We start from the raw sequence: 24202 nt of genomic DNA, 5'->3' as shown, positions 1-24202 counted from the left end.
CACCTAAGACAGGTTCACGCAAGGCCCGCTTCCTAGTGTCGCTGCAACGTGGAAATGAGGATCCGATATGAGTCTCTATGGCAGCATGAGAACGGGCGTCTCCGGGATGAACGCTCAGTCGAACCGTCTCGGCACTGTGGCTGAAAACATCGCGAATTCGAACACGACCGGCTACAAGCGGGCCTCGACAGAATTCTCATCGATGATCCTGCCTTCGGGCGGCGGCAACTACAATTCCGGCGGCGTCGAGACTCAGGTGCGCTACAGCATCTCGCAGCAGGGCGGCACGAGCTACACCACGTCGGCGAGCGACCTTGCGATCAACGGCGGCGGCTTCTTCATCGTGCAGGGCAATGGCGGTGAGAATTTCCTGACGCGTGCCGGCTCCTTCGTTCCCGACAAGGACGGCAACCTCGTCAACACCGCCGGCTTCAAGCTGATGGGCTACGAATACAAGGCCGGCGCCGACCCGACGGTCGTCGTCAACGGCTTTGACGGCCTGACGGAAGTCAAGCTCAAGGACGAAGGCCTGGTCGCCGCTGGCTCCACCAAGGGCGCGATGGATGCGAACCTTCCGTCGGGCGCGGCAGTCGGCGATCAATCGAAGACCTCGATGGTCGTTTACGACAGTCAAGGCAATACCCGAATTCTTGATTTCACCTACCAGAAAACAGGTCCGAACGCCTGGAGCCTCAACGTCGTCGATCGCGCGTCGGGCACCAATATCGGTTCGCAGACCATGACTTTCGACGCGGCTGGCAAGCGCATCGGCGCCGTCCCCGCGACGCTGACGACGACCGCCATGACCGGTCTTCCCGGCACGGGCGCCAACCTGGGCGCCCTGACGATCGACACGACAAAGACGACGCAGCTTGGCGGCGACTTCACCAGCAGCGGCGGTGGCATCGACGGCAGCAAGCCGAGCAAGATGTCGGGATTCGAGATCGACAAGGAAGGGATCGTCTATGTCAAGTACGGTGACGGCAACCTCATCCCGAAGTTCCGCATTGCGCTTGCGACCGTCCAGAGCCCGGACAAGCTCCTGCCGCAGTCGGGCAACGTTTATTCGCAGGGCACCGATTCCGGCGTCATCGTCACCGGTTTTGCCGGCTCCGGCGCCTTCGGTAACATCCAGTCCAAGGCGCTCGAAAACTCCAACGTCGATATCGCCAACGAACTGACCTCGATGATCGAGGCGCAGCGCAACTACACGGCAAATTCCAAGGTGTTCCAGACCGCATCGGATCTGCTTGAAGTTCTGGTCAACCTGAAACGGTAATTGAAAGAGATACGGTCCGCGTCATGTCGCTGTCCTCCGCAATATCCATCGCACAACAGGCCTTCAGCAACACGGCGCAGCAAACCGCAACCGTGTCGAAGAACATCGCGAACGCGGGCAACGCGGACTACTCGCGTCGGCTTGCTTTGCTTGGGAGCACGGCGAACGGCGCGCAGGTCGTATCCATCTACCGCGCCCAGAACGAGGCGCTGCTCAGACAGAGCATCGCCGGCATGGGCGAGGCCTCCGGTCAGGCAAGGCTCCGCGAGGGCCTTGAACTGATGAAGTCGGCACTCGGCGGCAACAGCTACGAAACGGCGCCATCCAAGCTGCTCGCCGATTTCCGCAACAGCCTCCAGACCTTCGCCGCGACCCCCGGCAACAAGACAATCGCCGCCACGGCGGTGTCCGACGCCGGGGATCTGGCGGATTCGCTGAACAAGGCCTCCAAGTCCGTCCAGGACATGCGCGAGAATGCCGATAAGGAAATCGCGCTGGAAGTCGACAAGCTGAATGGCTTGCTGGCGGAGTTCGAAAAGGCCAACAACGCCGTCAAGGCGGCAACGGCCCAGGGTACCGACCCGAACGACGCGCTTGATCAGCGCGACAAGATCCTGAAGCAGGTCTCCGAGATCGTCGGCATTTCGACGACCACGCGCGGCAACAACGACACCGTGATCTTCACCACGGATGGTACCGTCCTGTTCGAGACCATCCCGCGCTCGGTGACCTTTGCCCCGCAAAACGTTTATGACGCTTCGACCGTCGGCAACAAGATCTACGTCGACGGCGTGCCGATCGCCGCGGGCACCGGCGCCGACACGACGGCCAAGGGCAAGCTTGCAGCACTCGTGCAATTGCGCGACGATGTCGGACCGAAGTTCCAGTCGCAGCTCGACGAGATCGCTCGAGGCCTGGTGACGTTGTTCCAGGAAGGCGGCCAGCCGGGTCTGTTTACCTGGGGAAGTCCCGGTATTCCGGCCGTTGGCATCGTGCCCGGCATGGCATCGAAGATCACGGTCAACGCGGCTGCCAAGGCAAACCCGCTGATGCTGCGCGACGGTGGCTTCGACGGCACGTCGAACAACCCCACCGGCAATGCGGGTTATACCGACCTGCTGGACGGCTTCATCAACAAGATGGGTGAGAACATGGCGTTCGACCCATCGTCCGGCCTCGACAGCAACAGCAGCATTCTGAATTTCGCCACCAGTTCGGTCGGTTGGCTGGAGCAGTTCCGCAAGACGGCATCGACGGCCGACGACAGCAAGTCGGCGCTCTTGTCGCGCACCGCCGAAGCTCTGAGCAAGCAGACCGGCGTCAGCATCGACGAAGAACTGTCGCTGCTGCTCGATCTCGAACAATCCTACAAAGCATCGGCCAAGCTGGTCAGCACCGTGGACGCCATGATGGCGGCCCTAATGGAAGCTGTGAGGTAATCATGAAGACATCCTTCGTTTCAAACCTGGCGATTCAGACCGCCATGCGCCTGACGATTCAGCAGACTCAAGCCGAGTTGCTGCGACGTACCCAGGAGAGCACGAGCGGCATTCACTACGACATCGGCCTGACGCTTGGCGCGTCGACATCGCGATCGCTCAACCTGCAGCGCGAGCTGGACAGAATGGGCGCCCTGAAGGGCACCAACGCCGTGGTCACGCAGAGGCTTTCCGCCTCCCAGGGCGCGCTCGAGACGATGCAGAAGGCCGCCGAAAAGGTGCGTGATACGCTTGTCACCTACAAGGGCAACGACAGTGTCGACGCGATGAAGATCCTGAAGTCCGAAGTGAACGGCGCGCTTCAGATCTTCACATCGGCGGCCAACACCTCCTTCAACGGCGAGTTCCTGTTCTCGGGCATCAACACCGACGTCAAGCCGCTGGCCGATTACAACTCCGTGCCCCCGTCTGCGGCCAAGGTCGCATTCGATGCGGCGCTTAGCAGCTACATGTCGGCAAACGGCCTCACTGACATGAGCCAGTTTACGCCGACGCAAATGCAGGACTTCATCACGACCAAGCTCGAACCGATGTTCATGGGCACGGATTGGGATGCCAACTGGTCTGATGCGTCGAACCAGAACATGACAAGCCGCATCAGCGCCAGCGAGGTCATCGAAAGCTCGACCAACGCCAACACCAAGAGCTTCCGGATGTTCGCGCTGGCGAGCGTTATTTCCACGGAGCTGATGGACAAGAACGTCAATTCGCAGGTTCGCAGCACGCTCAACAACGCCGCCTTCGGCTACATGGAGCAGGCTATTTCCGGACTGAACGGCGAACGCAGCTCGCTCGGTATCTCCGAGTCGCGCGTCAAGAAGGCGACGACTTCGCTGGAGGCGCAGGAGAAGCTCGTCAAGACCCATATCACGGACATCAATGGCATCGATCCGGAAGAAACGGCGACGCGCGTGAACATGTTGAAGACCCAGCTCGATACATCCTACGCGCTGACGTCGAGACTGCAGCAGATGAGCTTGCTCAACTACCTCTGAGAAGAGGCGACCGGACAAACATGAAGGATGTCTGAATGTACCAATTTTCCTATGCCGAGATCATGGAGGATGGCGTTGCCGACTCCAAGAATCGAGAGCGGCAGGTACTCGATCGCTCGATTGCGCTCCTCGAAGCCGCAAGACAGCAGAACGGGTATTCGAGAGAAGCCATAGAGGCGATCTATTTTACCCGGCGCGTCTGGATCCGCTTCATCGAGGATCTTCGCGCTCCGGAAAACCAGCTCAATGAAGAGCTGCGCGCCAATCTGATTTCGATCGCCATCTGGATACTCAACGAGACGGAAAAGATCCGCAAACGCGAATCCTCCAACTTCCAGGGCATAATTGACATTACCACCATCATCAGGGATGGACTGAAATGAAGAGCACACTGCGTATCTCGCTGAAGTCGGGCGAAAGAATTTTTGTAAACGGCGCGGTGCTTCGCGTTGACCGCAAGGTCGCCGTCGAATTCCTGAATGACGTGACCTTCCTTCTGGAAAACCACGTGCTTCAGCCGGAAGATGCAACGACGCCGCTGAAGCAGCTCTACTTCATCGCCCAGATGATCCTGATCAACCCGGAAGGCGCCGAGCAGTCGACCGCCATGTTCCGCAAGTCGGTCGTCATGCTGCTCAACTGCTTCAAGAACGAAGAGATCCTGGCTGAGCTGAAGCGGGTCGACGGCCTGGTCACCAACGGCCGCGCCTTCGAGGCGCTGAAGGCGATCCGCGGGCTCTACGCGATCGAAGACCGCATCCTCAACACGCAGGAAATCACGCCGGCGACGGTCGAGCAGATTCGCAAGGAGATCGCACCATGGCGGTAAGTGGCGTCAGCAACAACGACTACACCCCGATCGTCTCGGGTGCTGACTCTGGCAACGACGCCAGCAAAGCGTCGCTGAACTATGAGAGCTTCCTCAAGCTGCTCGTCGCCCAGATGAAGAATCAGGATCCGACGCAGCCGATGGACGCCACCCAGCAGATCGCGCAGCTCGCGACCTTCTCGCAGGTCGAACAGACGATCAAGACCAACAAGAATCTCGAGAGCCTGCTGCAACGCACCTCGCTCAGCGAGGCGGATGCGGTGATCGGCAAAACTGTCACCAATGCGGACGGTACGGTCACTGGCGTCGTCAAGGAAGTCAAACTATACTCTGACGGAATCATTGCAGTGCTCGATAGCGGCAAGGAGCTCGTTATCGGCCCAGGCGTCAAGGTAAAGTGATACTCTAATGAATGAGGCGGATGCCCTCGATATCGTGCAGGCTGCGATCTGGACCGTGATCGTGGCCTCGGGGCCCGCCGTTCTTGCCGCGATGGTCGTCGGCGTCGTCATCGCCTTCATTCAGGCGCTGACCCAGGTTCAGGAAATGACCCTGACCTTCGTTCCCAAGATCCTGGCCGTGATGATCACGGTCGCCGTTTCAGCGCCCTTCATCGGCGCGCAGATCTCGATCTTCACCGACATCGTCTTCTCCCGAATTCAGTCCGGTTTCTGAGCGCACCTTACGGCATAATTCCTTAAATCGGGTCCGATTTAAGGATGAAATTATGCGCAAGCTTAAAGCGTTACAGCGTCCTCTGAGCGTCACATTTGACGCGCGGCGCTGTAGCGCTACCACCTTCGCGCAAGCTTGAGCCTCTATCTCCAGTCCTAGATTGGGGCAGCGCGTGAGAATGCTGCCCGACCTCTCATGAAGAGACGGAAGAGACATGGCACAGCAAGCAGCGTTGATCATCCCGAAAGTAGCACCAAGGGGCCGGGACATCGGCTTTGCTCTCGGGATCGTCATGATCCTGGCAATTCTCTTCCTGCCGATCCCGCCGTTCCTGATCGATATGGGGCTGGCTTTCTCGATCGCCTTCTCGGTTTTGATCCTGATGGTGGCGCTATGGATCCAGCGGCCGCTCGAATTCTCGTCCTTTCCGACGATCCTGCTGATTTCGACCATGGTTCGCCTGGCGTTGAACATCGCAACGACGCGCGTCATCCTCTCCCACGGTCATGAAGGCCACGGTGCGGCCGGCGGCGTCATCTCCGGCTTCGCCAGCCTCGTCATGTCCGGCGATTTCGTCATCGGTCTGATCGTCTTCCTGATTCTGATCACGGTGAACTTCATCGTCATCACCAAAGGTGCGACGCGTATCGCCGAAGTCGGAGCGCGTTTCACCCTCGATGCCATTCCCGGCAAGCAGATGGCGATCGACGCCGACCTTTCGGCCGGCCTGATCGACGAGAAGGAGGCGCAGCATCGCCGTCGCGAGCTGGAGCAGGAAAGCTCGTTCTTCGGCGCAATGGACGGCGCCTCGAAGTTCGTGCGCGGCGATGCGATCGCGGGTCTGATCATTACCGCCATCAACATTTTCGGCGGCATCATCATCGGCTATCTGCGCCATGACATGCCGATCGGCGAAGCCGCCGACGTCTTCGTCAAGCTTTCCGTCGGTGACGGTCTCGTTTCGCAGATTCCGGCGCTCATCGTTTCGCTTGCCGCCGGCCTGCTCGTGTCGCGTGGCGGAACCGCCGGCTCGACCGACCAGGCCGTTGTCGGGCAGCTCGGCGGCTATCCCCGCGCGCTGATGGTCGCCTCCGGACTGATCATCCTGCTTGCATTGGTTCCCGGCCTGCCGTTCCTGCCGTTTGCGGTTCTTGGCGGCGGCATGGCATTCCTGAGCTGGCTCGTGCCGCGGCAGATCGAGGCGGAGAATGCGGCGCGCCGGATGCAGGAGGCCGCCACGGCCCAGCAGACCAAGGACGGCGAGGCGGACTCGGTCAAGTCGGTGCTGAAGACGGCCGAGATCGAATTGCTGCTCGGCAAACAGGTGTCGACCCGCCTGCTCGGCGCCCACCAGGAACTGGCCTTCCGCGTCGGCAAGATGCGCCGGAAGTTCGCTGGTCAATACGGTCTCGTCATTCCGGAAATCAAGGTTTCCGACGACATCAGCATCCCGGATAAGGCCTATCACGTGCGCATTCATGGCACGACGATTGCGTCCAATACCGTGCGTGTCGGCGAAGTTCTGGTGGTGACCGGCGGCGGACGGCGTCCGAGCGTGCCGGGAGACGAGATCCGCGAACCCGCCTTCGGCATGCCGGCCGTGTCGATCCTCGAGACATTCACCGAGGACCTGAAGCGCGAAGGCTTCCATCCGATCGACAACGTTTCGGTCGTGCTGACGCATCTTTCGGAAGTCATCCGCAACAACCTGCCGCATCTCTTGTCGTACAAGGACGTGAAGGTGCTGATCGATCGGCTGGATCCGGAATACCGCAAGCTGGCCGACGAAATCTGCACGTCGCACATGTCCTATTCCGGCTTGCAGGCGGTCTTGAAGCTGCTGCTGGCGGAGCGGGTATCGATCCGCAACCTGCACCTGATCCTCGAAGCGGTTGCCGAACTCGCGCCGCATGTCCGCAAGACCGAACAGATCGTCGAGCACGTGCGCGTGCGCATGTCGCAGCAGCTGTGCGGCGACCTTGCCGACAACGGCATCCTGCGCGTCCTGCGCCTCGGCAACAAATGGGACATGGTGTTCCACCAGGCGCTGAAGCGTGATGCGAAGGGGGAAGTCGTCGAGTTCGACATCGACCCGCGGCATCTCGAAGAGTTCAGCGAGCAGGCGACGAAAGTTATCCGTGAACATCTCGATCGCGGCATGCCCTTCGTACTGGTAAGTTCGCCCGAATCCCGTTCTTATGTCCGGATGATCATCGAGCGCCTTTTTGCCACTTTGCCCGTGCTCTCGCATGTCGAGCTTGCCAAGGGACTTGAGATCAAGATCATCGGCTCGATTTCATGATAACCGACCCCGAGGGCACGGTGCTCGCGCTGTTTGCGGCATTCTGCCGGATCGGGGCGTGCATCATGATCATGCCGGGGTTCTCGACCGCGCGCATTCCCATGCAGATCCGGCTGTTTATCGCGGTCGCCATCTCCATGGCCATCCTGCCCGTCATGTGGACCGATATCTATCCGCAGGTGACCGGCAACGGGCACACCTATATCTACCTGATCGCTGCCGAAACCGCCGTCGGTGCGGTCATCGGCCTGGTTGCGCGCTACTACGTGCTCGGCCTTCAATTCGCCGGCACGACGATAACGATGCTGATGGGCTTCAGCCCGCCGCCGTCGTCGGACGTGATCGAAGACACGGCGGAAAACCAGCTCACCAGCATGATCAGTTTTGCCGGGCTGATGATCCTGTTCATGCTCGACTTCCATCACGTGATGTTCGAGGCGATTGCCCAGTCCTATCGGGTCATGCCGGTCGGCAGCGTCTTCGACCCGCAGGGCGTGCTCATCACCCTGACGGATTCGCTCGAGCAGACCTTCATGATCATGCTGAGGCTCGCCAGCCCCTTCCTGATCTACGGGCTCTTGTTCAACGTCGCGATCGGCATGGTCAACAAGCTGGCGCCGCAGATCCCGATCTACTTCATCTCGCAGCCCTATCTGATCATGGGCGGCATGTTCCTGCTCTATCTCGGTATCGCCGCGATGTTGCGCCTGTTCGGCGACGGCTTTGCGCCGGTCATGCAGGGGGGATAGCCAAGTGAAGACGCGGTCGCAGAAACTCAAGCGCCTGGTCGCCGTTCAGCGTCATCTTGAGCAGATGGCGGAGGCCGACTTCGTCGAGATGGTGCGACAGCGCGACATCCTGGCCGAGACGATCGACGTGGTCGTCGACGCCATGGGCTCGGCGCATCCGATGCATCGCATGTTTTCCGGCCACTATTCCTCGCAGGTCGGGCGCCTGGTGCAAAAGGACCAGATGCTGTTCGGCATCCAGCAGACACATGAGGCGCGCATGCTGAAGGAGCGGGCCAAAGCCGACCGGCTCGAGGAAAACATGAAGGACGCCCGGCAATCGGAAGACCGGGAAGAGGCCGACAATTCCATCTATGACCTGATCGATCAACATGTTGCCGGGCAAGCGCCAGCTTCCGGTAAGGTTGAGGGGCGATAGTGCGACATCCGGAACGCTCGCCCTTGCGGTGGGACGTTCGGTCGAGATGTTGAACGCGCGCTTGCACCGGCCCCGGTCGGGGTCGCGGCAGTGCCGTTGTCGAGAGGATTTGTCATGGCTATCTCTCCGCCCAGCGATCTGGTGATGGACGTCGTGCGCGCGGCCGATCCGGCCGAGGTGCAGGAAGCGCAGGCCCGGCTGAAGGCCAATCGCGCCGCCTTCCAGGCGACGAGCCTGGCGGAAAACGGCAACGGTTTCGCAGCCGCCGTCAACGTTCTCAACTCTTCGGAGGGATCGAGTGGCCTCGGCGACATCAACAACCGGGTCGAACAGAAGAAGGTCCCCGAGACCTATCGCAAGTTCGAAGCGATGATCTTGCAGAATTTCGTGAAATCCATGCTTCCGAACGACAGCGAGAACGTTTTCGGCAAGGGTACATCCGGCGACATCTGGAAAAGCATGATGGCCGAGCAGATCGGCGATGTCATTTCCAAGAGCGGCGGCATCGGCATCGCCGACCAGCTGGCCGCGGGCGATGCGCGCGAGCGCGTCAATGCCTCGCTCGATGGCAACAGCCGAAACCTGGCCGCAAGCCTCGTGCAGGAATACGAGCGCAAAACGCTCACCGGCTATACGACTGAAGACGATAAAAACAAACAAGCTTAATTGGGAGTTCATTTATGGAAGCTGTGGCATCCAACGACGTCCGGATCCAGAACGTGCTCGGCCGGCTGGAAATGATCATCGACAATGAGAACAGCCGCATTGGTGTCGATCCGGAGTTCGATATCAAGACGTCGAACGCGCACAAGAGCCGTTGCCTCTACGAACTGACGATGCTGCATCGCGATACGCTGCCGGGCGAGTTTTCGCCGGCCTTCGCGTCGCAGACCCGTCACCTGCGCGACAAGCTCGAGATCAACTCGCTGAAGGTCGAAGCCCATCTCGACGCCGTGCGATCCGTCGTCGATCTGCTGAAGGCCGCAGCTCAGGACGCCGATGCCGACGGCATCTATTCCGAAGCGCAGTTCCGCTATAGCGATTTCTGATGCTTAAGCTCGTTCTCACCGGGGTTTGGGTCTGCGCTGTCACGCTCGGATCCGTCTATTATTCCATGCAGAGCGCCTCGGCGCCCGTCGTCTCGGATGCGGAAGCAGTGCGGCGTGCATCGGAGCAATATGTTCCGGGAGAAATGATCACGGTCCCCGTCATCAAGGACGGGGCCGTGCAAGGCTATTTCCTGACCAAGCTTTCCTTTTCCGCAACGAAGGAAGGCATCAACAATCTGCGGGCGCCGCTTCGCCAGATGGTCACCGACGAGCTTTACGACATACTGGTCGGTTCGCGGTTCATCAATGTCAGCGACACCGGCACGTTCGACCTTTCGACCTTCAAGTCCACGGTCAAGGACGGGCTCAACAAGAAGCTCGGCGGCGAAGTGATCACGGAAGTCCTCGTCGAACAGCTCGAATATCTCACCAAGGACGACGTCAAGCGCGTGGCCAATAGCCAGAACGTGCCGCGGCAGAAGCCGGTCGCCATCGTCGACAAGAACGGCAACGTTGCCAACGACAAGCTGCCGGAAGGCGGCGTCAACGCGAACAGCGCCCACTGATCGCCGATCGCTACTGCATGTTTCGTTAAATCGGAACCGATTTAACGAAACATGCAGTAGCGCGTCATATTTGACGCGCGGCGCTGTAGTCTCAGTTCTTTTCCGGGTTGCGATATTGCTCGTTGACCAAGCCGAACTCCGCCATCAGCCGGCCCACTGCCACATAGAAATGGTAGAGCCCCGCGGCGGCAAGACCGGTCCTTCTCCATAGTTTGACACCGCGCGGGATGGCGGTGCCAAGCAACGCAAGCGACTTGCAGAAGGTTCTCAACCGCCCAGCGGCGCTTGGATCCCGACGGTGTTCGAGCATCGTCGAAATCGCTCCATTTCTAAGGCTTCGCGCGCGAATCCATGATGCACTCGTGCGCCGCGCCGGCACAGTTTCTGCTACCCACGCCTCCTTGGCCCAGGCGAACGAGAATCCCTTCTCCTTGCATCGGCTGTAGAAGTCGGCGTCACCGCCGCCGATGAAGTTGAAGGCCGGGTCCAGAAACGGCCGCGGCATGGCGTCGAGAACGCGGCGCGTCACCAGCACGTTGCCCGAGGAATAGAGGATCGGTACCGGCCCGGTCGTCTCATAGTGAGGCGTAAACACCGGGTGCCGCTTCCACTTCTGCCCGGTCATATCCTCGAAAACCGGCAACTGCGGGCCACCAACCATGGCTGCCTCGGTTGCTTCCTGTGTCGCAATGAGGCAATCGAGCCATTCGGGCGCGGCGATCTCGTCGTCGTCAATGATGGCAATGGCATGCAGGTTGGGATAGTTTTCAAGCGCAGTCGCCCAGCCGGCATTGTAGGCGTAGCAGTTTCCGCGCCGGTGGGCGATGATGACGAGGGAGTCGGACGGGTGTCCGAGAAAGAAGTCCTTAGCGGCTGCCGCACCTGCTAGGCCCTCATCGTCGTTCTCGACGACGATGGTGGCAAAGGCAACGTCAGGCCGTTGGGAGACAATGGTTTTCAGCGTCTTGATGACATGTTCCGGCCGCCGAAAGGTCGGCAGCACCACGACGAGTTCTATGTCACCGGCGTCTTCCAACTCGGTCCGGAAATAGACGGAAATATCCTGGCCGGTAGACGTCATCGTGAGACCTGTGCAAGCGGATTGCTGGCAAGCACTAAAGCAAATCTTCCTAAACAGATACTGAACCGTGAAAGTGACTTTTGAAAGAGTGCTTTAAGTGGTCCTTCACCCCACGCTGCTAAAGAAGAGGGCAATGCTCCATCCATGACGTGTGGCAAAATGCATTTGGTCCTGGTCTCCTCGCTCGTACCCGTAGACAATCCCGCCTCCGGTTTCGATATCGCCAATCGTGCAGTGCTTGACGGTCTGCTCGCGCTTGGCCATCGGGTCAGTGTCGTCGGCTTTCTGCAGCCCCGACACAGGCCTGCACCCGGCTGCGAGATGCACCTGCTTGGCGAGCTTGAAGTCACCAATGCCAAAGTCGGTCGCCTGCAAAAGCTGAACTGGCTCGCGGCGGCGTTTCTCAATCGCACGTCGGTGTCGTCAGCCAAGATGCTTGGCGTGTCGGCAGGTCGGGTCCAGTCGATCCTCGACGGTCTCGCACCTTTCGACGGCGTCGTGCTCAACTCCGTGCAGCTGCCCGCGGCCTTCGCGCAGATCTTCCGTCCCTATCCCTCGATCTACGTCGCCCACAACGTCGAAGCCGATTCGGCTCTGGAGAATGCCGAGCGCGCCAAGGGCGCGATCGAACGGTTCCTGTTTCGGCGCGAGGCATCGTATCTCGAGCGCTACGAGCAGCAACTGGCGCAAAACGCCGTCGCGCTGTGGACCTTCGCCGAGGCGGATCGGCTCGGTTTCGGACGTTCCGTTTCCGATCGTGCATTCGTTCTGCCGCTGGTCACCGGTTGGGACGCGCCGGTTCTCCCGCAAACGGAGCGTCAGCACGACCTCGGCCTGATCGGCACCTGGAGCTGGCGGCCGAACCGGCTCGGGCTGGACTGGTTCCTGGATCAGGTCGTGCCCCATCTTCCCAAGGATATGTCGATCGCGATCGCCGGACAATTGGATGGAACGCCCGTGGTTTCGCATCCCGGGATTCGGTTCGTCGGTCGCGTCCCGGACGCCCGCGCGTTCGTTACAGCCAGCGCCGTCGTACCGCTCGTCAGCCGCGGCGGCACAGGCGTGCAGCTGAAAAGCATCGAGACATTCGAGCTCGGCATGCCGTCGGTTGCCACGCACGCTTCGTTGCGAGGCATCGAAACGATCCCGGAAAATTGTGCACCAACCGATGATCCCCGGGAGTTTGCCCGCCTGCTGGTTGAAAAAGTTGGTCGCGCGCGTGCCGGCCTTTCACAGCGCCTGGACGGAGCGGTGTTCCACCAGGCTCAGAAGGCCAGGATGATGCAGGTCATGCACGATGTGCTGCCCAGGCTTGCCGCAAATGGTGCAAGCACTGAGGAGCGGTTGCAGGTGCAACCACGATTGAAGATCCATGGCGGAGGACGGTCGTGACCAGATCTGCATCTGCCGCCGCTTCGAGCAGCGCCGTATCGCAGCGCCTGATCCTGGGCATGCCGGTCGTCGATCTCGGCTGGGCGAATGCCTTTGCTTTTGCCAGCGAAGCCGTTTCTCGCGGGAGTGGCCAGGTCAGGCTTGCTTTCCTCAATGCGAACAACGCCAACCTGATGATGAAGGACGCCGAATACCGGGAGGTGCTGCGCAGGCAGATCGTATTTCCCGATGGTCACGGCGTCGATATTGCCTCCTATCTGTTCCATGGATGCATGTTTCCCGCCAATCTGAACGGCACCGATTTCGTTCCGGCCCTGCTGACCTACATCGAGCCGCCGATGCGGGTCGCGATGATCGGCGCGCGGCCGGACGTGTTGGCGCGCGCGGCCGAGAATTTTCGTAAGCATGCGCCTTGGCATGAGTTCCTGCCCGTTTCGGACGGTTTCTTCGATCGCCGCCGGTCGCGCGAGGTTCTGGCCGACGTGCGGGCTCAGAAGGCTGATATTCTTCTTGTGGCAATGGGCAGCCCGATGCAGGAGAAATGGGTCGATGCCTATGTCGGCCCGCAGGACGCTCGGCTGGTGATTACCGTCGGCGCGCTGTTCGATTTTGTCGCGCAGGAATTCCCGCGTGCGCCGAAGCTTCTGCGCAGACTGAGGCTCGAATGGTTCTACCGGCTGGCAATGGAGCCGAAACGCATGTGGCGCCGCTATGTCCTCGGCAACCCCTTGTTCCTGCTGCATGTCTTTCTCCACAAGCTGACGGGCCGCGCTCGAAAAAGCGTCGGTAGTGCAAGCCTCGGAGCGCGAAAATGCTGACCGGGACTTCCTTGCGAACCGCAATTGTCACGGCGTCCTACGCCAATGATTTCGAGCGCTGTCGGCTGATGTGCGAAAGCATGGACCGCCGCTTGCAGGGCGATTGGGTGCACTACCTGCTCGTCGCAGATTTCGATGTAGCGCTGTTCCGGCAGCTCGAAGGCGCGCGGCGGCAGGTCATCAGCGAGCGCGATCTTTTGCCCTGGTGGCTGCGCCCTGTCGCCGACCCGCTCTCGAGTGGGCGTCGCAAGATCTGGCTCAGCCCCTTTGGCCTGCCGCTTCGCGGCTGGCACGTTCAGCAGCTTCGGCGTCTGGCGCTTGCCCGCCACATCGATGAGGCAGCTATGTTCGCGGTCGATTCCGATGTGGTGTTTCTTCGCGATTTCGACCCCGCCACGCTTTGGCAGGGCGATCGGCTGACGCTTTACCGCAAGGATGCGGCGATTGACGCAAATATGCGCTCCAACCATCTCGCATGGCTTGCGCATTCCGATCGGCTTCTCGGCATCGACCCCTGCACGCTGCCCGCCAACGACTACATCAATACCTTGATCGCCTGGCGCAGTGACACATGCCGCAAGCTTGTCGACCATGTCGAAGCGCTGCACGGCCGCAACTGGGTGCGTGCCATCACCAGGACCCGCGCCTTCTCCGAATGCACGATCTATGGCCGCTTCGTCGATGAGGTGCTGGGCGGGCAGGGGCACAAGCCGTCACCCGATGCACTCTGCCACGTGCTCTGGTTCGACGACAGCTATCGGCAGGGCATTGCCGGCCTCCGGGACTTCCTTAGGGATATGGCGCCGCACCAGATCGGCATCGGCGTGCAGTCGTTCGTCGGCCATGATCTGGACGATATCCGCAAGGCGGTCGTCGAACGCGCGGCCTGAAGGTCAGATGACCCGGCTGGCCGGCTTGCTGAGCGCCGTATAGGTCAGGCCGAAGGATAGCACGTACAAAACCAGGAAGATCAGGTTGAGCAATGGCGCCCATTCTGCGACATCCGTGGTCGTCGTCAGCAGCAGCGCAAGCAACCCCACTTTCACCACGCCGGCGACCAGCAGGTTGGCCATGCGGCGGACCGTGCGTCCGGTCGCGTAGAGCAGTTCCGAATGATACTCGATCAGGTTGCGGAACGATGGCACCAGCAGGATCATCGCGACGATCGGCGCGGCGGCCGAGACATTGCGGCCAAGGCCGTTCGGGAAAACGAAGAGATAGGTGGCCATTGCCGCGATGGCGACAAACGAGGCTGCGGCCACGGCAAATTCGATCGACAGGCGAACGGGCCAGCGAGCGATCGCATCGGGGGTGCGCATGATCCGCTGGACGAGCAGCGTGTTGAACGAGCGCACTGGCAGGGCGGTCAGGTCGGCAAGCCGCATCAGGATCGCGTAAATGCCGGAAACGGCGGGCCCGCCGATCGCCAGCACCGCGATCTTGTCGAACTCCGATTGGATGTAGAAGAGGATTTCGGCGCCGGCGACCGAGACCGAATCGGCCCAGCGGCGAAAATAGAGCCGTGGCTGCCAGCGAAGACGCACCCTTGGGTAAAACATCACGAGTGCGACGATGAGACTGATGGCGTTGGCGGCGAGATAGAATTGCGACCAGGCGCCAAGCGTCTTGACCTGTAGAGCCGCAAACAGCAGCGCCGCTGCCGTGCGGATCGCCGTGGCGACGACGACGAGCAGAGCGCCGCGGCCGAAGCGTCCGAGGCCGTTGAGAACGATGACCGCCGTTTCGAGCCCGCGCCAGCAGATGATTTCAGCGGCCATGAAGGCTGCGAAGGTGCCGGCCGACATGTCGCGTGAAAAGAGCGCGAGGAAGGTGCCGGCGCAGATCAGCGCGATCAACGGCAGGGAAAGCAACGCTCCGACGAGAAACCCGGCACTGTAGGTGCCGACGAGTAGCGGCTTGACCGTCGCGACACGATAGAGCGGCGACATGAAGCCGAAGGCGAGTGCCCGCGAGATCATGATGCCGGCGGCCGACGCCGTGGCAAAGAGACCGAAATCGGAGATGGAGAGCGTGTTGGCGACAGCGATAAAATAGGCAAGCGACAACACGAGCCGCCCCGCCGAGCCTCCCGTCATCGAGAGATAGGCGTGAACAAGCGCCCTGTGGCGAAGATAAAGCGCTTTGATGCGGTCGAGCACGATCGAACTTCCAGTAGTCACTCTCGTCATAGGCGGGAAAGCTTAATAAGGCGTGAGATCGCCGTTTCTGCGGCTGGTTCTTTCTTCAAAATTAACCATTTGTTTTCCCTGTTTCCTTAGGTTGAATTCACTATTCGGAATTCGCCATCTCGGCAGCCGCGGGATAAGTCATGTTCAACGTCGACGACGAAAAACGCCCGGTTCCGCGTGCATCGTTGCTCGATATCGCAGCAGGGGGCCCGCGGGTTTCGGCGCGCGCGCAAAAGCCTCATGCCAATGGCCGAACCTCCTCCGGCTCGTCGTTGCTCGATCGCTTTGTCGAGGCCGATCAAACGGCTGCGCAACCGGGTCATGCCGCGCCGCGGCATGCAGCTCGTCCGACACCCCAACCCAAGACACCATCGGCATTGAGCGGTGCGGCTGCCATGCCGCAGTCGAAGCGCGGCCTCGGCGGCGCAGACGGCAAGATTGCGCGGTGGCTGGCTGACCGGGACGCAGATGACGCGTCCTATAGTTCGCGTGGCGACGCGCTGCCGCCAGGTGATAGGCCACTCGTCGACATCAAGGCCGTGCTTCGCTCCGTCTGGCAGGTTCGCTTCGTCATTGCCGTGACGACGATACTCGGCGCTGCCGCCGGCGTTGCGATTGCCCTGTCGACACCCAGCATCTACCTCTCGGAGAGCAGGCTCTATATCGACCCGCGCGAGGTGCGGCTGACGGATTCCGATCTCTCCAAGCAGTCGCTTGCGACCGAAGGCATTCTTGCGCTTGTCGACAGTCAGCTTGAGGTTTTGCGCTCCCGCACCGTGATGGAGAAGGTCGCGCGCGATCTCGATCTGCAGAGCGATGCCGAATTCTCTGGAACCGGCGCGGCGGCAGGCGAACTTTCGCCCCGCACCCTGCAGAAACTGAGCGACGCCATTCGCGTCTGGCGCGACCCCAAGACATTCATCGTCATCGTCGAAGCGCAAAGCAGGAACCCGGAGAGATCCGCGCTGATCGTAAACAGCTTGGTCGAAACCTTTCTGGGCGAGGAGACCGCGGCACAGTCCGGCTTTTTCCAGAAGACCACGGCGGCGCTCGATCAGCGCATCGCAGAGCTGAAGGCCGAACTTGATACTGCGGAAAAGGCCATCGAAGAATACAAGGCGCGCAACGATATCGTCGGCGCCGGCGGTGAGCTTATCGCCGACAAACAACTGCTCAGCCTCAGCGACCAGGTAGCTGCGGCGCGCAACCGTATTGCCGAAGCAAAGGCGAAGGCCGACGTCTCCGGCAAGGTCCGGCTCGATGACGTGCTGACCGGCGCCTTTCCCGAGGAAGTCGGCTCGATGGCGCTCGCCGAGTTGCGTAAGCAGCATGCCGCGACCAGGGCGCAACTGAGCTCCCTCGATGCAAGCCTTGGTCCCCGTCACCCGCAGCGCATCGCCGCCGTACAATCGCTCGAATCCTCTCGCGCCGAGATCGCCAACGAATTGCGGCGCATCGCGGCCACCGCGCAGACCGAACTCGACCGGGCCGAGAGTGCGGAGCAGGATCTGGTGCGGCAGTTCGCGGCGCAGAAGGCACGCCAGATCAATTCGTCCGGTGAGATGGTTGAACTGCGCGAGCTGGAGAGAAACGCCGCCGCGACCCGTGAAATCTACGAATCCTTCCTCAAGCGCGCCAGCGAAACGCGCGAGGAAGAAAAGCTGACGGCGAAGAACATCCGTGTCGTTTCGCAGGCAGAGCCTGCGCTGCAGCCCAAGGGGCCGTCGCGCAAGATCATCGTCATTGGCGCCACACTGGCGGGCTTCCTTGCCGGTTTCGGTCTCGGCATACTGCTCGGGATCTACCGCAGCCTGAATGGGCTGTTTGTCAGCCCGAGGGGCGTGCCGCCCGAAACTGTCGACCCGGATCCACCGGAGCCGGGCACCGATCCTGATCCGATGCCCGGCACGCGCAGTGAGCAGGAACAGAAAGTGCGCGAAGCAGACCTGCCGCCACCATTCTCCCCGGCCGCCCATCATGCGCAGTCGCTGGCAGCCGCCTATCTCGCCTCGCGCGAGCTGGCGAAGCAGGCTCCTCCCGCAAGACTTTCGTCCCGGAGCATCGAACCGGAGGAAGATCTCGGCATCGCCAGGGTGCAGGACGATCTTCGCGCGCTCCGGTCTCGGGTCGAGAGCTACTCCCGGCAGAAAGTCGCGCGTCGCTGAACCTCAGGATTTGCGGGAGCGATCGAGGCAGCCTTTCAGCGATGAGAGGAAATGTCGCGGCCCGCACCGCAAACGTGCGTCTGGCCATGCCGACCCCTTGCATTTATGCGTTTGGGACAGCATAGGGCGCTTTGAGGCAATCGCCTTTCCCGAGGCGAATTAGAGTGTGCCGCGAACAGGAAGCCAGGAGGAATGCCGTGACGACTGTGATTGATGGCAAGCAGGTCGCCGCTTCGGTCATTGAGGCCGTGAAATCCGCGACGCAAACGCTCGAAGCGGATGCAGGCGTTCGCCCGGGTCTGGCGGTGGTGATCGTTGGCAACGATCCGGCAAGCCATGCCTATGTCTCCTCGAAGAGCAAGATGGCCAAGGAATGCGGTTTCCAGTCGATCCAGCACACCCTGCCTGAGGAAACGACCCAGGAAGATCTCGCGGCACTGGTTGCGGCCCTCAACGCCGATCCAGCCATTCACGGCATTCTTGTGCAGCTCCCGCTGCCGAAGCATCTGAACTCCGAGCCGATCATCCAGTCGATCCTGCCGGAAAAGGACGTGGACGGCCTGCATGTCGTCAATGCGGGAAAGCTGGCGACCGGCGATCTCGACGGCGGTCTGGTCTCCTGCACGCCCGCCGGTGCGATGGTGTTCGTGCGCCAGACCCATGGCGAGGATCTTTCGGGCCTGAATGCGGTGGTGATCGGCCGCTCCAACCTTTTCGGCAAGCCGATGGCGGCTTTGCTTGTTGCCGCCAACGCGACGGTGACGACGGCGCATTCGCGCACCAGGGATCTGCCGGCTGTCTGCCGCAATGCCGATATTCTCGTGGCGGCCGTCGGTCGTGCGGAGATGGTCAAAGCGGATTGGGTCAAGCCAGGCGCGACCGTCATCGATGTCGGCATCAACCGCGTCCCGGCGCCGGAAAAGGGCGAAGGTAAATTCAAGCTCGTCGGCGACGTCGCCTTTGGCGAAGTGGAAAAGGTTGCCGGCGTCATCACGCCGGTACCGGGTGGCGTCGGCCCGATGACCATCGCCATGTTGATGGCAAACACCGTGATTGCCGCCTATCGCAAGGCTGGCCGCAAGCCGCCGCGCTTCTGATCAGCAAAGGGTCGCCCAAAACATGACGCGCTAAGGACGCTGTAAGGCTTTAAATCTACGGTATAATTCCTCAAATCAATTCCGATTTGAGGAATTATGCGGTGAGGCGCGTTTTCATTTCTGCGGAGCCGGACCGGTTGAGGCGCGAACGATCAATTCGGCGCGCCAGAGTTCCTGGTCGGGATAATCGCCGCTCTTGAGGATGCCGGCGATCAGCCGGGTCGCGATGCGCCCGCCGGCAGCCCTCAGTGATGACCGTGTCGTCGTCAGCGGCACGCTGAAATTCTCCGGTTTCAGCATCGGCAACACATCGTCATGCGCAATCAGCGAGATGTCGCGACCGATTGCCAGTCCCGCCTGGTTGATGGCCCTGACGGCGCCGAGCGCCAGCACCGTGCTCGAACACAGAACGGCGGTCGGTGCGTCGGGATGCTGCAGGAAGCGCTGCATGCTGCGATAGCCGTGCTCGTCGGTCATCAGCGAGTGATGGACGAGCGCCTCGTCGAGGTTAAGGCCATGCTCGGCCAGCGCCTTGGCCATGCCTTTCATCCGGCGGATGGAAAAGGTCAGGTAGTCCGGCCCATTGATCAGCGCGATCCGCTGATGGCCGAGTTGGATCAGCAGCCGCGTCGCATCATAGAAGGCGGCCGTATTGTCGATGTCGAGGAATGGATAGTCCCGCGTCTCGCCGATCGAGCGTCCGTGCACGACAAAGGGGATGGAGAGCGATTTCAGCATCGCGATGCGCGGATCGTTGGCGCGCATATAGGCAAGGAACAGCGCATCGACATTGCCGCTGGCGGCCAGGCGCTGGAAGGTCGCCTCTTCGTCCTCCGGCGCACTCGGATTGAGCACGAAATGGAAATCATGCTTGACGGCTTCCTCGCCAAGGCCCGCCAGGAATTCACCGAAATGCACATCGGAATCGATGCCGGCCGCAATCGGCATCACCATACCGATCGAGTAGGCCTTGCCGGTGGCGAGCCGTTGGGCTGCCCGGTTCGGCCGATAGCCCGTCTCACGCACGGCCTGCAGCACCCGTTGGCGGGTTTCCGCATTGACTTCCGGATAGCCGTTCAACGCCCGGCTGACTGTCGTCTGCGACAGGCCGAGCAGTTCCGCGAGCTGCTTGAGATTGACCGCCATGGTCAACTTTCCTCCCAAAGCGCTTTGGATATCCGTTTGATTTTTGTGGTTTCATCCAGCGCCTTGGATTTCTGTAGCACTCGTTTTTCATCATACAAAGCGGAAATAGCCGGCTTTGCGCTGCAAAAAGTTGCCGCAGAGCAAAATGCTGTCGCATCGAGGCCGATGAATCGAAAGCTCTTGACTCGTGGAGTGTCGCAATGGTTTGTTAGCAAACTCAAAGCGCTTTGAATTTTGCGCGTTGATGATCTGCCCGGCGGGATCCGGGTTCATCTTGGGAGGAGAACAACGTGAAGAGATCATTTCTGTTGAGCGCGGCTGCGCTGGCGCTGTTTGCGGGCGCTGCCGGCGCTGCGGATCTGAAGTTCAAGCCTGGCGAAGATTCCAAATTCAACTGGGCGAGCTTCGAGGAATTCAAGAAGGGGCACGACCTCAAGGGTCAGACGCTGACGATCTTCGGCCCCTGGCGCGGCGAGGACGAGGCGCTCTTCAAGAGCGTCTATGCCTATTTCGTCGAGGCGACCGGGGTCGAGATCAAATATTCGTCCTCTGAGAACTACGAGCAGCAGATCGTCATCGACACCCAGGCCGGCAGCCCGTCCGATATTTCCATTCTGCCGCAGCCGGGTCTGATCGGCGATCTGGCGTCCAAGGGCTATCTGACGCCGCTCGGTGACGAAAGCCAGAAGTGGCTGCTCGACAATTATGCGGCTGGCCAGTCGTGGGTCGATCTTTCGACCTACAAGGGCAAGGACGGCAACGCCGCCCTTTACGCATTCCCCTACAAGATCGACGTAAAATCGCTGGTCTGGTATTCGCCGGAAAACTTCGAAGACGCCGGCTACGAAGTGCCGAAGACCATGGAAGCGCTGAAGGCGCTCACCGAGAAGATCGCCGCCGATGGTCAGAAGCCTTGGTGCATCGGTCTCGGCTCGGGTGGCGCGACCGGCTGGCCGGCCACCGACTGGGTGGAAGACATGATGCTGCGCACGCAGCCGGCCGATGTCTACGACAAGTGGGTGAAGAACGAGATCCCGTTCAGCGATCCGGCGGTCGTCGGTGCGATCGACGAGTTCGGCTGGTTTGCCAAGAACGACAAGTTCGTCGACGGCGGCGCGGCAGCGGTTGCGTCTTCCGACTTCCGCGACAGCCCGAAGGGCCTCTTCGCATCGCCGCCGAAGTGCTACCTGCATCACCAGGCTTCGTTCATTCCGTCCTTCTTCCCGGAAGGCACCGTGATCGGCGAGGATGCCGACTTCTTCTACATGCCGCCTTACGAGAGCAAGAAGGATCTCGGCAATCCTGTTCTCGGCGCCGGCACGCTGGCGATGATCACCAAGGATACGCCCGCGGCGCGCGCCTTCATCGAGTTCCTGAAGACGCCGATCGCACATGAAGTCTGGATGGCGCAGACGAGCTTCCTGACGCCTTACAAGAGCGTGAACGTCGATGCCTATGGCAATCCGCCGCTGAAGAAGCAGGGCGAGATCCTGCTCAATGCGACGACCTTCCGCTTCGACGGCTCCGACCTGATGCCGGGCAAGATCGGAGCGGGCGCCTTCTGGACCGGCATGGTCGATTTCGTCGGCGGCAAGTCCGCCTCCGACGTCGCCGACAGCGTTCAGAAGGCCTGGGACGCAATCAAGTAAAGAACGATGGACGACGGGCGGCGATTGCGTCGCCCGTCCTGTCCTATGGGTCCGCTGAACGCTCGGCGCTGCGAGGCCCCAACGAGAACGGCGACAATCGCCATGCCCTGCACGCAAAGTGCATTTCAGGGGAGGGACATGTCATGCAACAGCTCGTCTTTGCGGTAGGAACGATGCTGGCCGGGGTTCTCGGCTGCGCCGCCTACTTCTGGGGAACCAGCTTCATTCTCGATCTGATCTTCCCGTCGAAGGGGCGATCCGGTGTCGAAGCGTCGCGCAACCTGCGCATCACCAATGCCATCCGGCCATGGTTGTTTCTCGCCCCGGCGCTGTTTGCGTTGACGATCTACCTCATTTACCCCGTGGCCATGTCGGTCTGGTTCAGCCTGCATGACCGCGCCGGACAAAGCTTCGTCGGCGCCAGCAACTACGTCTGGATGCTGAACGACGGCGAGTTTCGCCAGTCGATCTTCAACAACTTCCTCTGGCTGCTGGTGGTGCCGGCACTCGCGACCTTCTTCGGGCTGGTCATCGCCGCTTTGACCGATCGTATCTGGTGGGGCAACATCGCCAAGACGCTGATCTTCATGCCGATGGCGATCTCCTTCGTCGGCGCTGCCGTCATCTGGAAATTCATCTACGATTATCGCGCCGAGGGCACCGAGCAGATCGGCCTCCTGAACGCGATCGTCGTCGCCTTCGGCGGCGACCCGCAGGCCTGGATCACGCTGCCCTTCTGGAACAACTTCTTCCTGATGGCCATCCTGGTCTGGATCCAGACCGGCTTTGCCATGGTCATCCTGTCGGCCGCGCTCCGCGGCATTCCGGAGGAGACGGTCGAGGCTGCCGTGATCGATGGCGCCAATGGCTGGCAGATCTTCTTCAAGATCATGGTGCCGCAGATATGGGGCACGATCGCCGTCGTCTGGACGACGATCACCATCCTGGTCCTCAAGGTGTTCGATATCGTTCTGGCGATGACCAATGGCCAGTGGCAGAGCCAGGTGCTCGCCAACCTGATGTTCGACTGGATGTTCCGTGGTGGCGGCGACTTCGGTCGCGGCGCGGCGATCGCCGTCGTCATCATGGTCCTCGTCATCCCGATCATGGTCTGGAACATCCGCAATGCGGCCAAAGAAATGAAGGGGCACTGAGATGAACCCGGCGACGCGCTCCCCTCTCACCTGGGCCGTACATCTGTCGGTTCTTCTCCTGGTCGCTCTCTGGACCTTGCCGACCGCGGGCCTGCTGATCTCGTCGTTGCGCGACAAGGATCAGCTCGCGGTCTCCGGCTGGTGGACGGCACTGTCGACCTCGACCCAGAATATTGTCGCCCGCGCACCTGGGGCCGATACCCAGGTCGAACGGGACGGCAAGTTCGTGATCTCCGGCGACGTGCTCGAAGGCACCGCCGCCGGCGAGGTTTCCGCCTTCGGCTTTTCGAGCCGCGAGCCGACGGCGTTCAAGGCCGGCGAAACCGCTGAACTCAACGACGGCGAGAAACTGACCGTACAGGCCGATGGCAGCTTCGAGATCGTCTCGGACACGAAGATGGAAGGCGCGCGCGGCCAGCGCATCTTCTTCACCGCTGCCGTTCCGCCGCGCTTCACCTTCGACAACTACGTCGAGGTTCTGAGCGCCGAAGGCATCGGCGCCTCCTTCATCAACTCGCTGACGGTCGCCATCCCGTCGACGGTCATCCCGATCCTGATTGCGGCCTTCGCTGCCTATGCGCTCGCCTGGATGCCGTTTCCGGGGCGCGCGATCCTGATCGCAGTCGTTGTCGGCCTGCTCGTCGTACCGCTGCAGATGTCGTTGATCCCGCTTTTGAAGCTCTATAACGGCGTCGGCGCCTTCTTCGGCGTGCCGGCCAAGACCTATGTCGGCATCTGGCTCGCCCATACAGGTTTCGGTCTGCCGCTGGCGATCTATCTCCTGCGCAACTACATGGCCGGCCTGCCGCGCGAGATCATGGAATCCGCTCGCGTCGACGGCGCCAGTGACTTCGACATCTTCGTCAAGATCATCCTGCCGCTGTCTTTCCCGGCACTGGCATCCTTCGCAATCTTCCAGTTCCTGTGGACCTGGAACGACCTGCTTGTTGCCATCGTCTTCCTCGGCGCTGGCCAGGATGAGCTGGTCCTGACCGGGCGACTGGTCAATCTCTTGGGTTCACGCGGCGGCAACTGGGAAATCCTGACCGCCTCCGCCTTCATCACCATCGTCGTCCCCCTGATCGTGTTCTTCAGCCTGCAGCGCTATCTCGTGCGCGGCCTGCTGGCGGGATCGGTCAAGGGCGGCTGA

24 protein-coding genes are annotated in these 24202 nt (G+C 61.0%); 21 read left to right on the top strand and 3 right to left on the bottom strand.

From position 1 onward, the window contains the following. Positions 1 to 67: 67 nt before the first annotated feature. The 13 genes from BC363_RS30520 (at position 68) to BC363_RS30460 (ending at position 10361) form a co-directional block, all read left to right on the top strand. Positions 68 to 1279: a flagellar hook protein FlgE gene (locus BC363_RS30520; protein WP_065783018.1), complete on the top strand. Its 1212-nt coding sequence runs from the start codon at positions 68 to 70 to the stop codon at positions 1277 to 1279. A 23-nt stretch (positions 1280 to 1302) separates the two neighbouring features. Further along, positions 1303 to 2718, top strand: coding sequence for a flagellar hook-associated protein FlgK (gene flgK / locus BC363_RS30515; RefSeq protein ID WP_065783017.1), 1416 nt, complete (start codon positions 1303 to 1305; stop codon positions 2716 to 2718). A 2-nt stretch (positions 2719 to 2720) separates the two neighbouring features. Next, positions 2721 to 3773, top strand: a complete 1053-nt coding sequence (locus BC363_RS30510; RefSeq protein ID WP_065783016.1) for a flagellar hook-associated family protein — start codon at positions 2721 to 2723, stop codon at positions 3771 to 3773. Positions 3774 to 3808: 35 nt separating this feature from the next. Beyond that, entirely contained in the window at positions 3809 to 4156 is a 348-nt protein-coding gene (flaF, locus tag BC363_RS30505; protein ID WP_025425942.1) for a flagellar biosynthesis regulator FlaF, read from the top strand. Then, positions 4153 to 4602, top strand: coding sequence for a flagellar biosynthesis repressor FlbT (flbT, locus tag BC363_RS30500; protein ID WP_025425943.1), 450 nt, complete (start codon positions 4153 to 4155; stop codon positions 4600 to 4602). Before flaF ends, flbT begins: the two co-directional genes overlap by 4 nt. Next, positions 4593 to 5003 (top strand): flagellar hook assembly protein FlgD, encoded by a 411-nt coding sequence (gene flgD / locus BC363_RS30495; protein ID WP_065783015.1) that lies wholly within the window; start codon positions 4593 to 4595, stop codon positions 5001 to 5003. The genes flbT and flgD overlap by 10 nt, the downstream gene beginning before the upstream one ends. A gap of 7 nt (positions 5004 to 5010) precedes the next feature. After that, complete coding sequence (gene fliQ / locus BC363_RS30490; protein ID WP_065783014.1) at positions 5011 to 5277, top strand: flagellar biosynthesis protein FliQ; 267 nt, start codon at positions 5011 to 5013, stop codon at positions 5275 to 5277. Positions 5278 to 5491: 214 nt separating this feature from the next. Further along, positions 5492 to 7579 carry a flagellar biosynthesis protein FlhA gene (flhA, locus tag BC363_RS30485; protein WP_065783013.1) on the top strand — a complete coding sequence of 696 codons (2088 nt, stop codon included), beginning with the start codon at positions 5492 to 5494 and terminating at the stop codon, positions 7577 to 7579. Further along, positions 7576 to 8328: a flagellar biosynthetic protein FliR gene (fliR, locus tag BC363_RS30480; protein ID WP_065783012.1), complete on the top strand. Its 753-nt coding sequence runs from the start codon at positions 7576 to 7578 to the stop codon at positions 8326 to 8328. The genes flhA and fliR overlap by 4 nt, the downstream gene beginning before the upstream one ends. Before the next feature lie 4 nt (positions 8329 to 8332). After that, positions 8333 to 8746, top strand: coding sequence for a hypothetical protein (locus BC363_RS30475; RefSeq protein ID WP_065783011.1), 414 nt, complete (start codon positions 8333 to 8335; stop codon positions 8744 to 8746). 114 nt (positions 8747 to 8860) lie between these two features. Then, on the top strand, positions 8861 to 9412 hold the full coding sequence (locus BC363_RS30470; RefSeq protein ID WP_025425949.1) for a rod-binding protein: 552 nt from the start codon (positions 8861 to 8863) through the stop codon (positions 9410 to 9412). Between the two features lie 14 nt (positions 9413 to 9426). Further along, a complete protein-coding gene (locus BC363_RS30465; protein ID WP_065783010.1) occupies positions 9427 to 9795 on the top strand; it encodes a hypothetical protein in 369 nt (122 codons plus the stop codon). After that, positions 9795 to 10361, top strand: coding sequence for a hypothetical protein (locus tag BC363_RS30460; protein WP_065783009.1), 567 nt, complete (start codon positions 9795 to 9797; stop codon positions 10359 to 10361). Before BC363_RS30465 ends, BC363_RS30460 begins: the two co-directional genes overlap by 1 nt. Positions 10362 to 10452: 91 nt before the next feature. On the opposite strand, the gene BC363_RS30455 is transcribed toward BC363_RS30460, so the two are convergent. Continuing rightward, complete coding sequence (locus tag BC363_RS30455; protein WP_065783008.1) at positions 10453 to 11442, bottom strand: glycosyltransferase; 990 nt, start codon at positions 11440 to 11442, stop codon at positions 10453 to 10455. 159 nt (positions 11443 to 11601) lie between these two features. Between BC363_RS30455 and BC363_RS30450 the strand changes: the two genes are divergently transcribed. The 3 genes from BC363_RS30450 to BC363_RS30440 are packed head-to-tail and all read left to right on the top strand — an operon-like array spanning position 11602 to position 14542. Then, entirely contained in the window at positions 11602 to 12834 is a 1233-nt protein-coding gene (locus BC363_RS30450) for a glycosyltransferase family 4 protein (protein ID WP_065783007.1), read from the top strand. After that, entirely contained in the window at positions 12831 to 13652 is an 822-nt protein-coding gene (locus tag BC363_RS30445) for a WecB/TagA/CpsF family glycosyltransferase (protein ID WP_244512722.1), read from the top strand. Before BC363_RS30450 ends, BC363_RS30445 begins: the two co-directional genes overlap by 4 nt. After that, positions 13646 to 14542: a DUF6492 family protein gene (locus BC363_RS30440; protein ID WP_065783006.1), complete on the top strand. Its 897-nt coding sequence runs from the start codon at positions 13646 to 13648 to the stop codon at positions 14540 to 14542. The genes BC363_RS30445 and BC363_RS30440 overlap by 7 nt, the downstream gene beginning before the upstream one ends. A 3-nt stretch (positions 14543 to 14545) precedes the next feature. Here BC363_RS30440 and BC363_RS30435 read toward each other — a convergent pair whose 3' ends face one another. Further along, positions 14546 to 15811 carry a transporter gene (locus BC363_RS30435; RefSeq protein WP_083222541.1) on the bottom strand — a complete coding sequence of 422 codons (1266 nt, stop codon included), beginning with the start codon at positions 15809 to 15811 and terminating at the stop codon, positions 14546 to 14548. A 170-nt stretch (positions 15812 to 15981) separates the two neighbouring features. Here BC363_RS30435 and BC363_RS30430 point away from each other — a divergent pair, with 170 nt between their 5' ends. Both BC363_RS30430 and folD read left to right on the top strand, forming a co-directional pair. Continuing rightward, positions 15982 to 18006 (top strand): GumC family protein, encoded by a 2025-nt coding sequence (locus BC363_RS30430; RefSeq protein ID WP_065783004.1) that lies wholly within the window; start codon positions 15982 to 15984, stop codon positions 18004 to 18006. Positions 18007 to 18203: 197 nt separating this feature from the next. Further along, on the top strand, positions 18204 to 19103 hold the full coding sequence (gene folD / locus BC363_RS30425; RefSeq protein WP_065783003.1) for a bifunctional methylenetetrahydrofolate dehydrogenase/methenyltetrahydrofolate cyclohydrolase FolD: 900 nt from the start codon (positions 18204 to 18206) through the stop codon (positions 19101 to 19103). 114 nt (positions 19104 to 19217) lie between these two features. On the opposite strand, the gene BC363_RS30420 is transcribed toward folD, so the two are convergent. After that, positions 19218 to 20249 (bottom strand): substrate-binding domain-containing protein, encoded by a 1032-nt coding sequence (locus tag BC363_RS30420; protein ID WP_065783002.1) that lies wholly within the window; start codon positions 20247 to 20249, stop codon positions 19218 to 19220. Positions 20250 to 20539: 290 nt separating this feature from the next. Between BC363_RS30420 and BC363_RS30415 the strand changes: the two genes are divergently transcribed. The 3 genes from BC363_RS30415 to BC363_RS30405 all read left to right on the top strand — a co-directional run bounded on the left by BC363_RS30415 (position 20540) and on the right by BC363_RS30405 (position 24202). Further along, positions 20540 to 21898 carry an ABC transporter substrate-binding protein gene (locus BC363_RS30415; protein ID WP_065783000.1) on the top strand — a complete coding sequence of 453 codons (1359 nt, stop codon included), beginning with the start codon at positions 20540 to 20542 and terminating at the stop codon, positions 21896 to 21898. 143 nt (positions 21899 to 22041) lie between these two features. Continuing rightward, positions 22042 to 23052 (top strand): sugar ABC transporter permease, encoded by a 1011-nt coding sequence (locus tag BC363_RS30410; RefSeq protein ID WP_065782999.1) that lies wholly within the window; start codon positions 22042 to 22044, stop codon positions 23050 to 23052. A 1-nt stretch (position 23053) separates the two neighbouring features. Continuing rightward, positions 23054 to 24202: a carbohydrate ABC transporter permease gene (locus BC363_RS30405; RefSeq protein ID WP_065782997.1), complete on the top strand. Its 1149-nt coding sequence runs from the start codon at positions 23054 to 23056 to the stop codon at positions 24200 to 24202.

The organism is Ensifer sp. LC384, from assembly GCF_001695865.1.
GTDB lineage: Bacteria > Pseudomonadota > Alphaproteobacteria > Rhizobiales > Rhizobiaceae > Ensifer.
Note: the sequence above shows the minus strand (reverse complement) of the source record. Positions and strands in the feature narration are given on the sequence as shown.

Excerpts from the sequence above, each read along its gene's own strand:
- BC363_RS30520 (WP_065783018.1), top strand. The coding sequence starts at position 68 with ATGAGTCTCTATGGCAGCATGAGAACGGGCGTCTCCGGGATGAACGCT.
- flgK (WP_065783017.1), top strand. The coding sequence starts at position 1,303 with ATGTCGCTGTCCTCCGCAATATCCATCGCACAACAGGCCTTCAGCAAC.
- BC363_RS30510 (WP_065783016.1), top strand. The coding sequence starts at position 2,721 with ATGAAGACATCCTTCGTTTCAAACCTGGCGATTCAGACCGCCATGCGC.
- flaF (WP_025425942.1), top strand. The coding sequence starts at position 3,809 with ATGTACCAATTTTCCTATGCCGAGATCATGGAGGATGGCGTTGCCGAC.
- flbT (WP_025425943.1), top strand. The coding sequence starts at position 4,153 with ATGAAGAGCACACTGCGTATCTCGCTGAAGTCGGGCGAAAGAATTTTT.
- flgD (WP_065783015.1), top strand. The coding sequence starts at position 4,593 with ATGGCGGTAAGTGGCGTCAGCAACAACGACTACACCCCGATCGTCTCG.
- fliQ (WP_065783014.1), top strand. The coding sequence starts at position 5,011 with ATGAATGAGGCGGATGCCCTCGATATCGTGCAGGCTGCGATCTGGACC.
- flhA (WP_065783013.1), top strand. The coding sequence starts at position 5,492 with ATGGCACAGCAAGCAGCGTTGATCATCCCGAAAGTAGCACCAAGGGGC.
- fliR (WP_065783012.1), top strand. The coding sequence starts at position 7,576 with ATGATAACCGACCCCGAGGGCACGGTGCTCGCGCTGTTTGCGGCATTC.
- BC363_RS30470 (WP_025425949.1), top strand. The coding sequence starts at position 8,861 with ATGGCTATCTCTCCGCCCAGCGATCTGGTGATGGACGTCGTGCGCGCG.
- BC363_RS30465 (WP_065783010.1), top strand. The coding sequence starts at position 9,427 with ATGGAAGCTGTGGCATCCAACGACGTCCGGATCCAGAACGTGCTCGGC.
- BC363_RS30460 (WP_065783009.1), top strand. The coding sequence starts at position 9,795 with ATGCTTAAGCTCGTTCTCACCGGGGTTTGGGTCTGCGCTGTCACGCTC.
- BC363_RS30455 (WP_065783008.1), bottom strand. The coding sequence starts at position 11,442 with ATGACGTCTACCGGCCAGGATATTTCCGTCTATTTCCGGACCGAGTTG.
- BC363_RS30450 (WP_065783007.1), top strand. The coding sequence starts at position 11,602 with ATGCATTTGGTCCTGGTCTCCTCGCTCGTACCCGTAGACAATCCCGCC.
- BC363_RS30440 (WP_065783006.1), top strand. The coding sequence starts at position 13,646 with ATGCTGACCGGGACTTCCTTGCGAACCGCAATTGTCACGGCGTCCTAC.
- BC363_RS30430 (WP_065783004.1), top strand. The coding sequence starts at position 15,982 with ATGTTCAACGTCGACGACGAAAAACGCCCGGTTCCGCGTGCATCGTTG.
- BC363_RS30420 (WP_065783002.1), bottom strand. The coding sequence starts at position 20,249 with ATGGCGGTCAATCTCAAGCAGCTCGCGGAACTGCTCGGCCTGTCGCAG.
- BC363_RS30410 (WP_065782999.1), top strand. The coding sequence starts at position 22,042 with ATGCAACAGCTCGTCTTTGCGGTAGGAACGATGCTGGCCGGGGTTCTC.
- BC363_RS30405 (WP_065782997.1), top strand. The coding sequence starts at position 23,054 with ATGAACCCGGCGACGCGCTCCCCTCTCACCTGGGCCGTACATCTGTCG.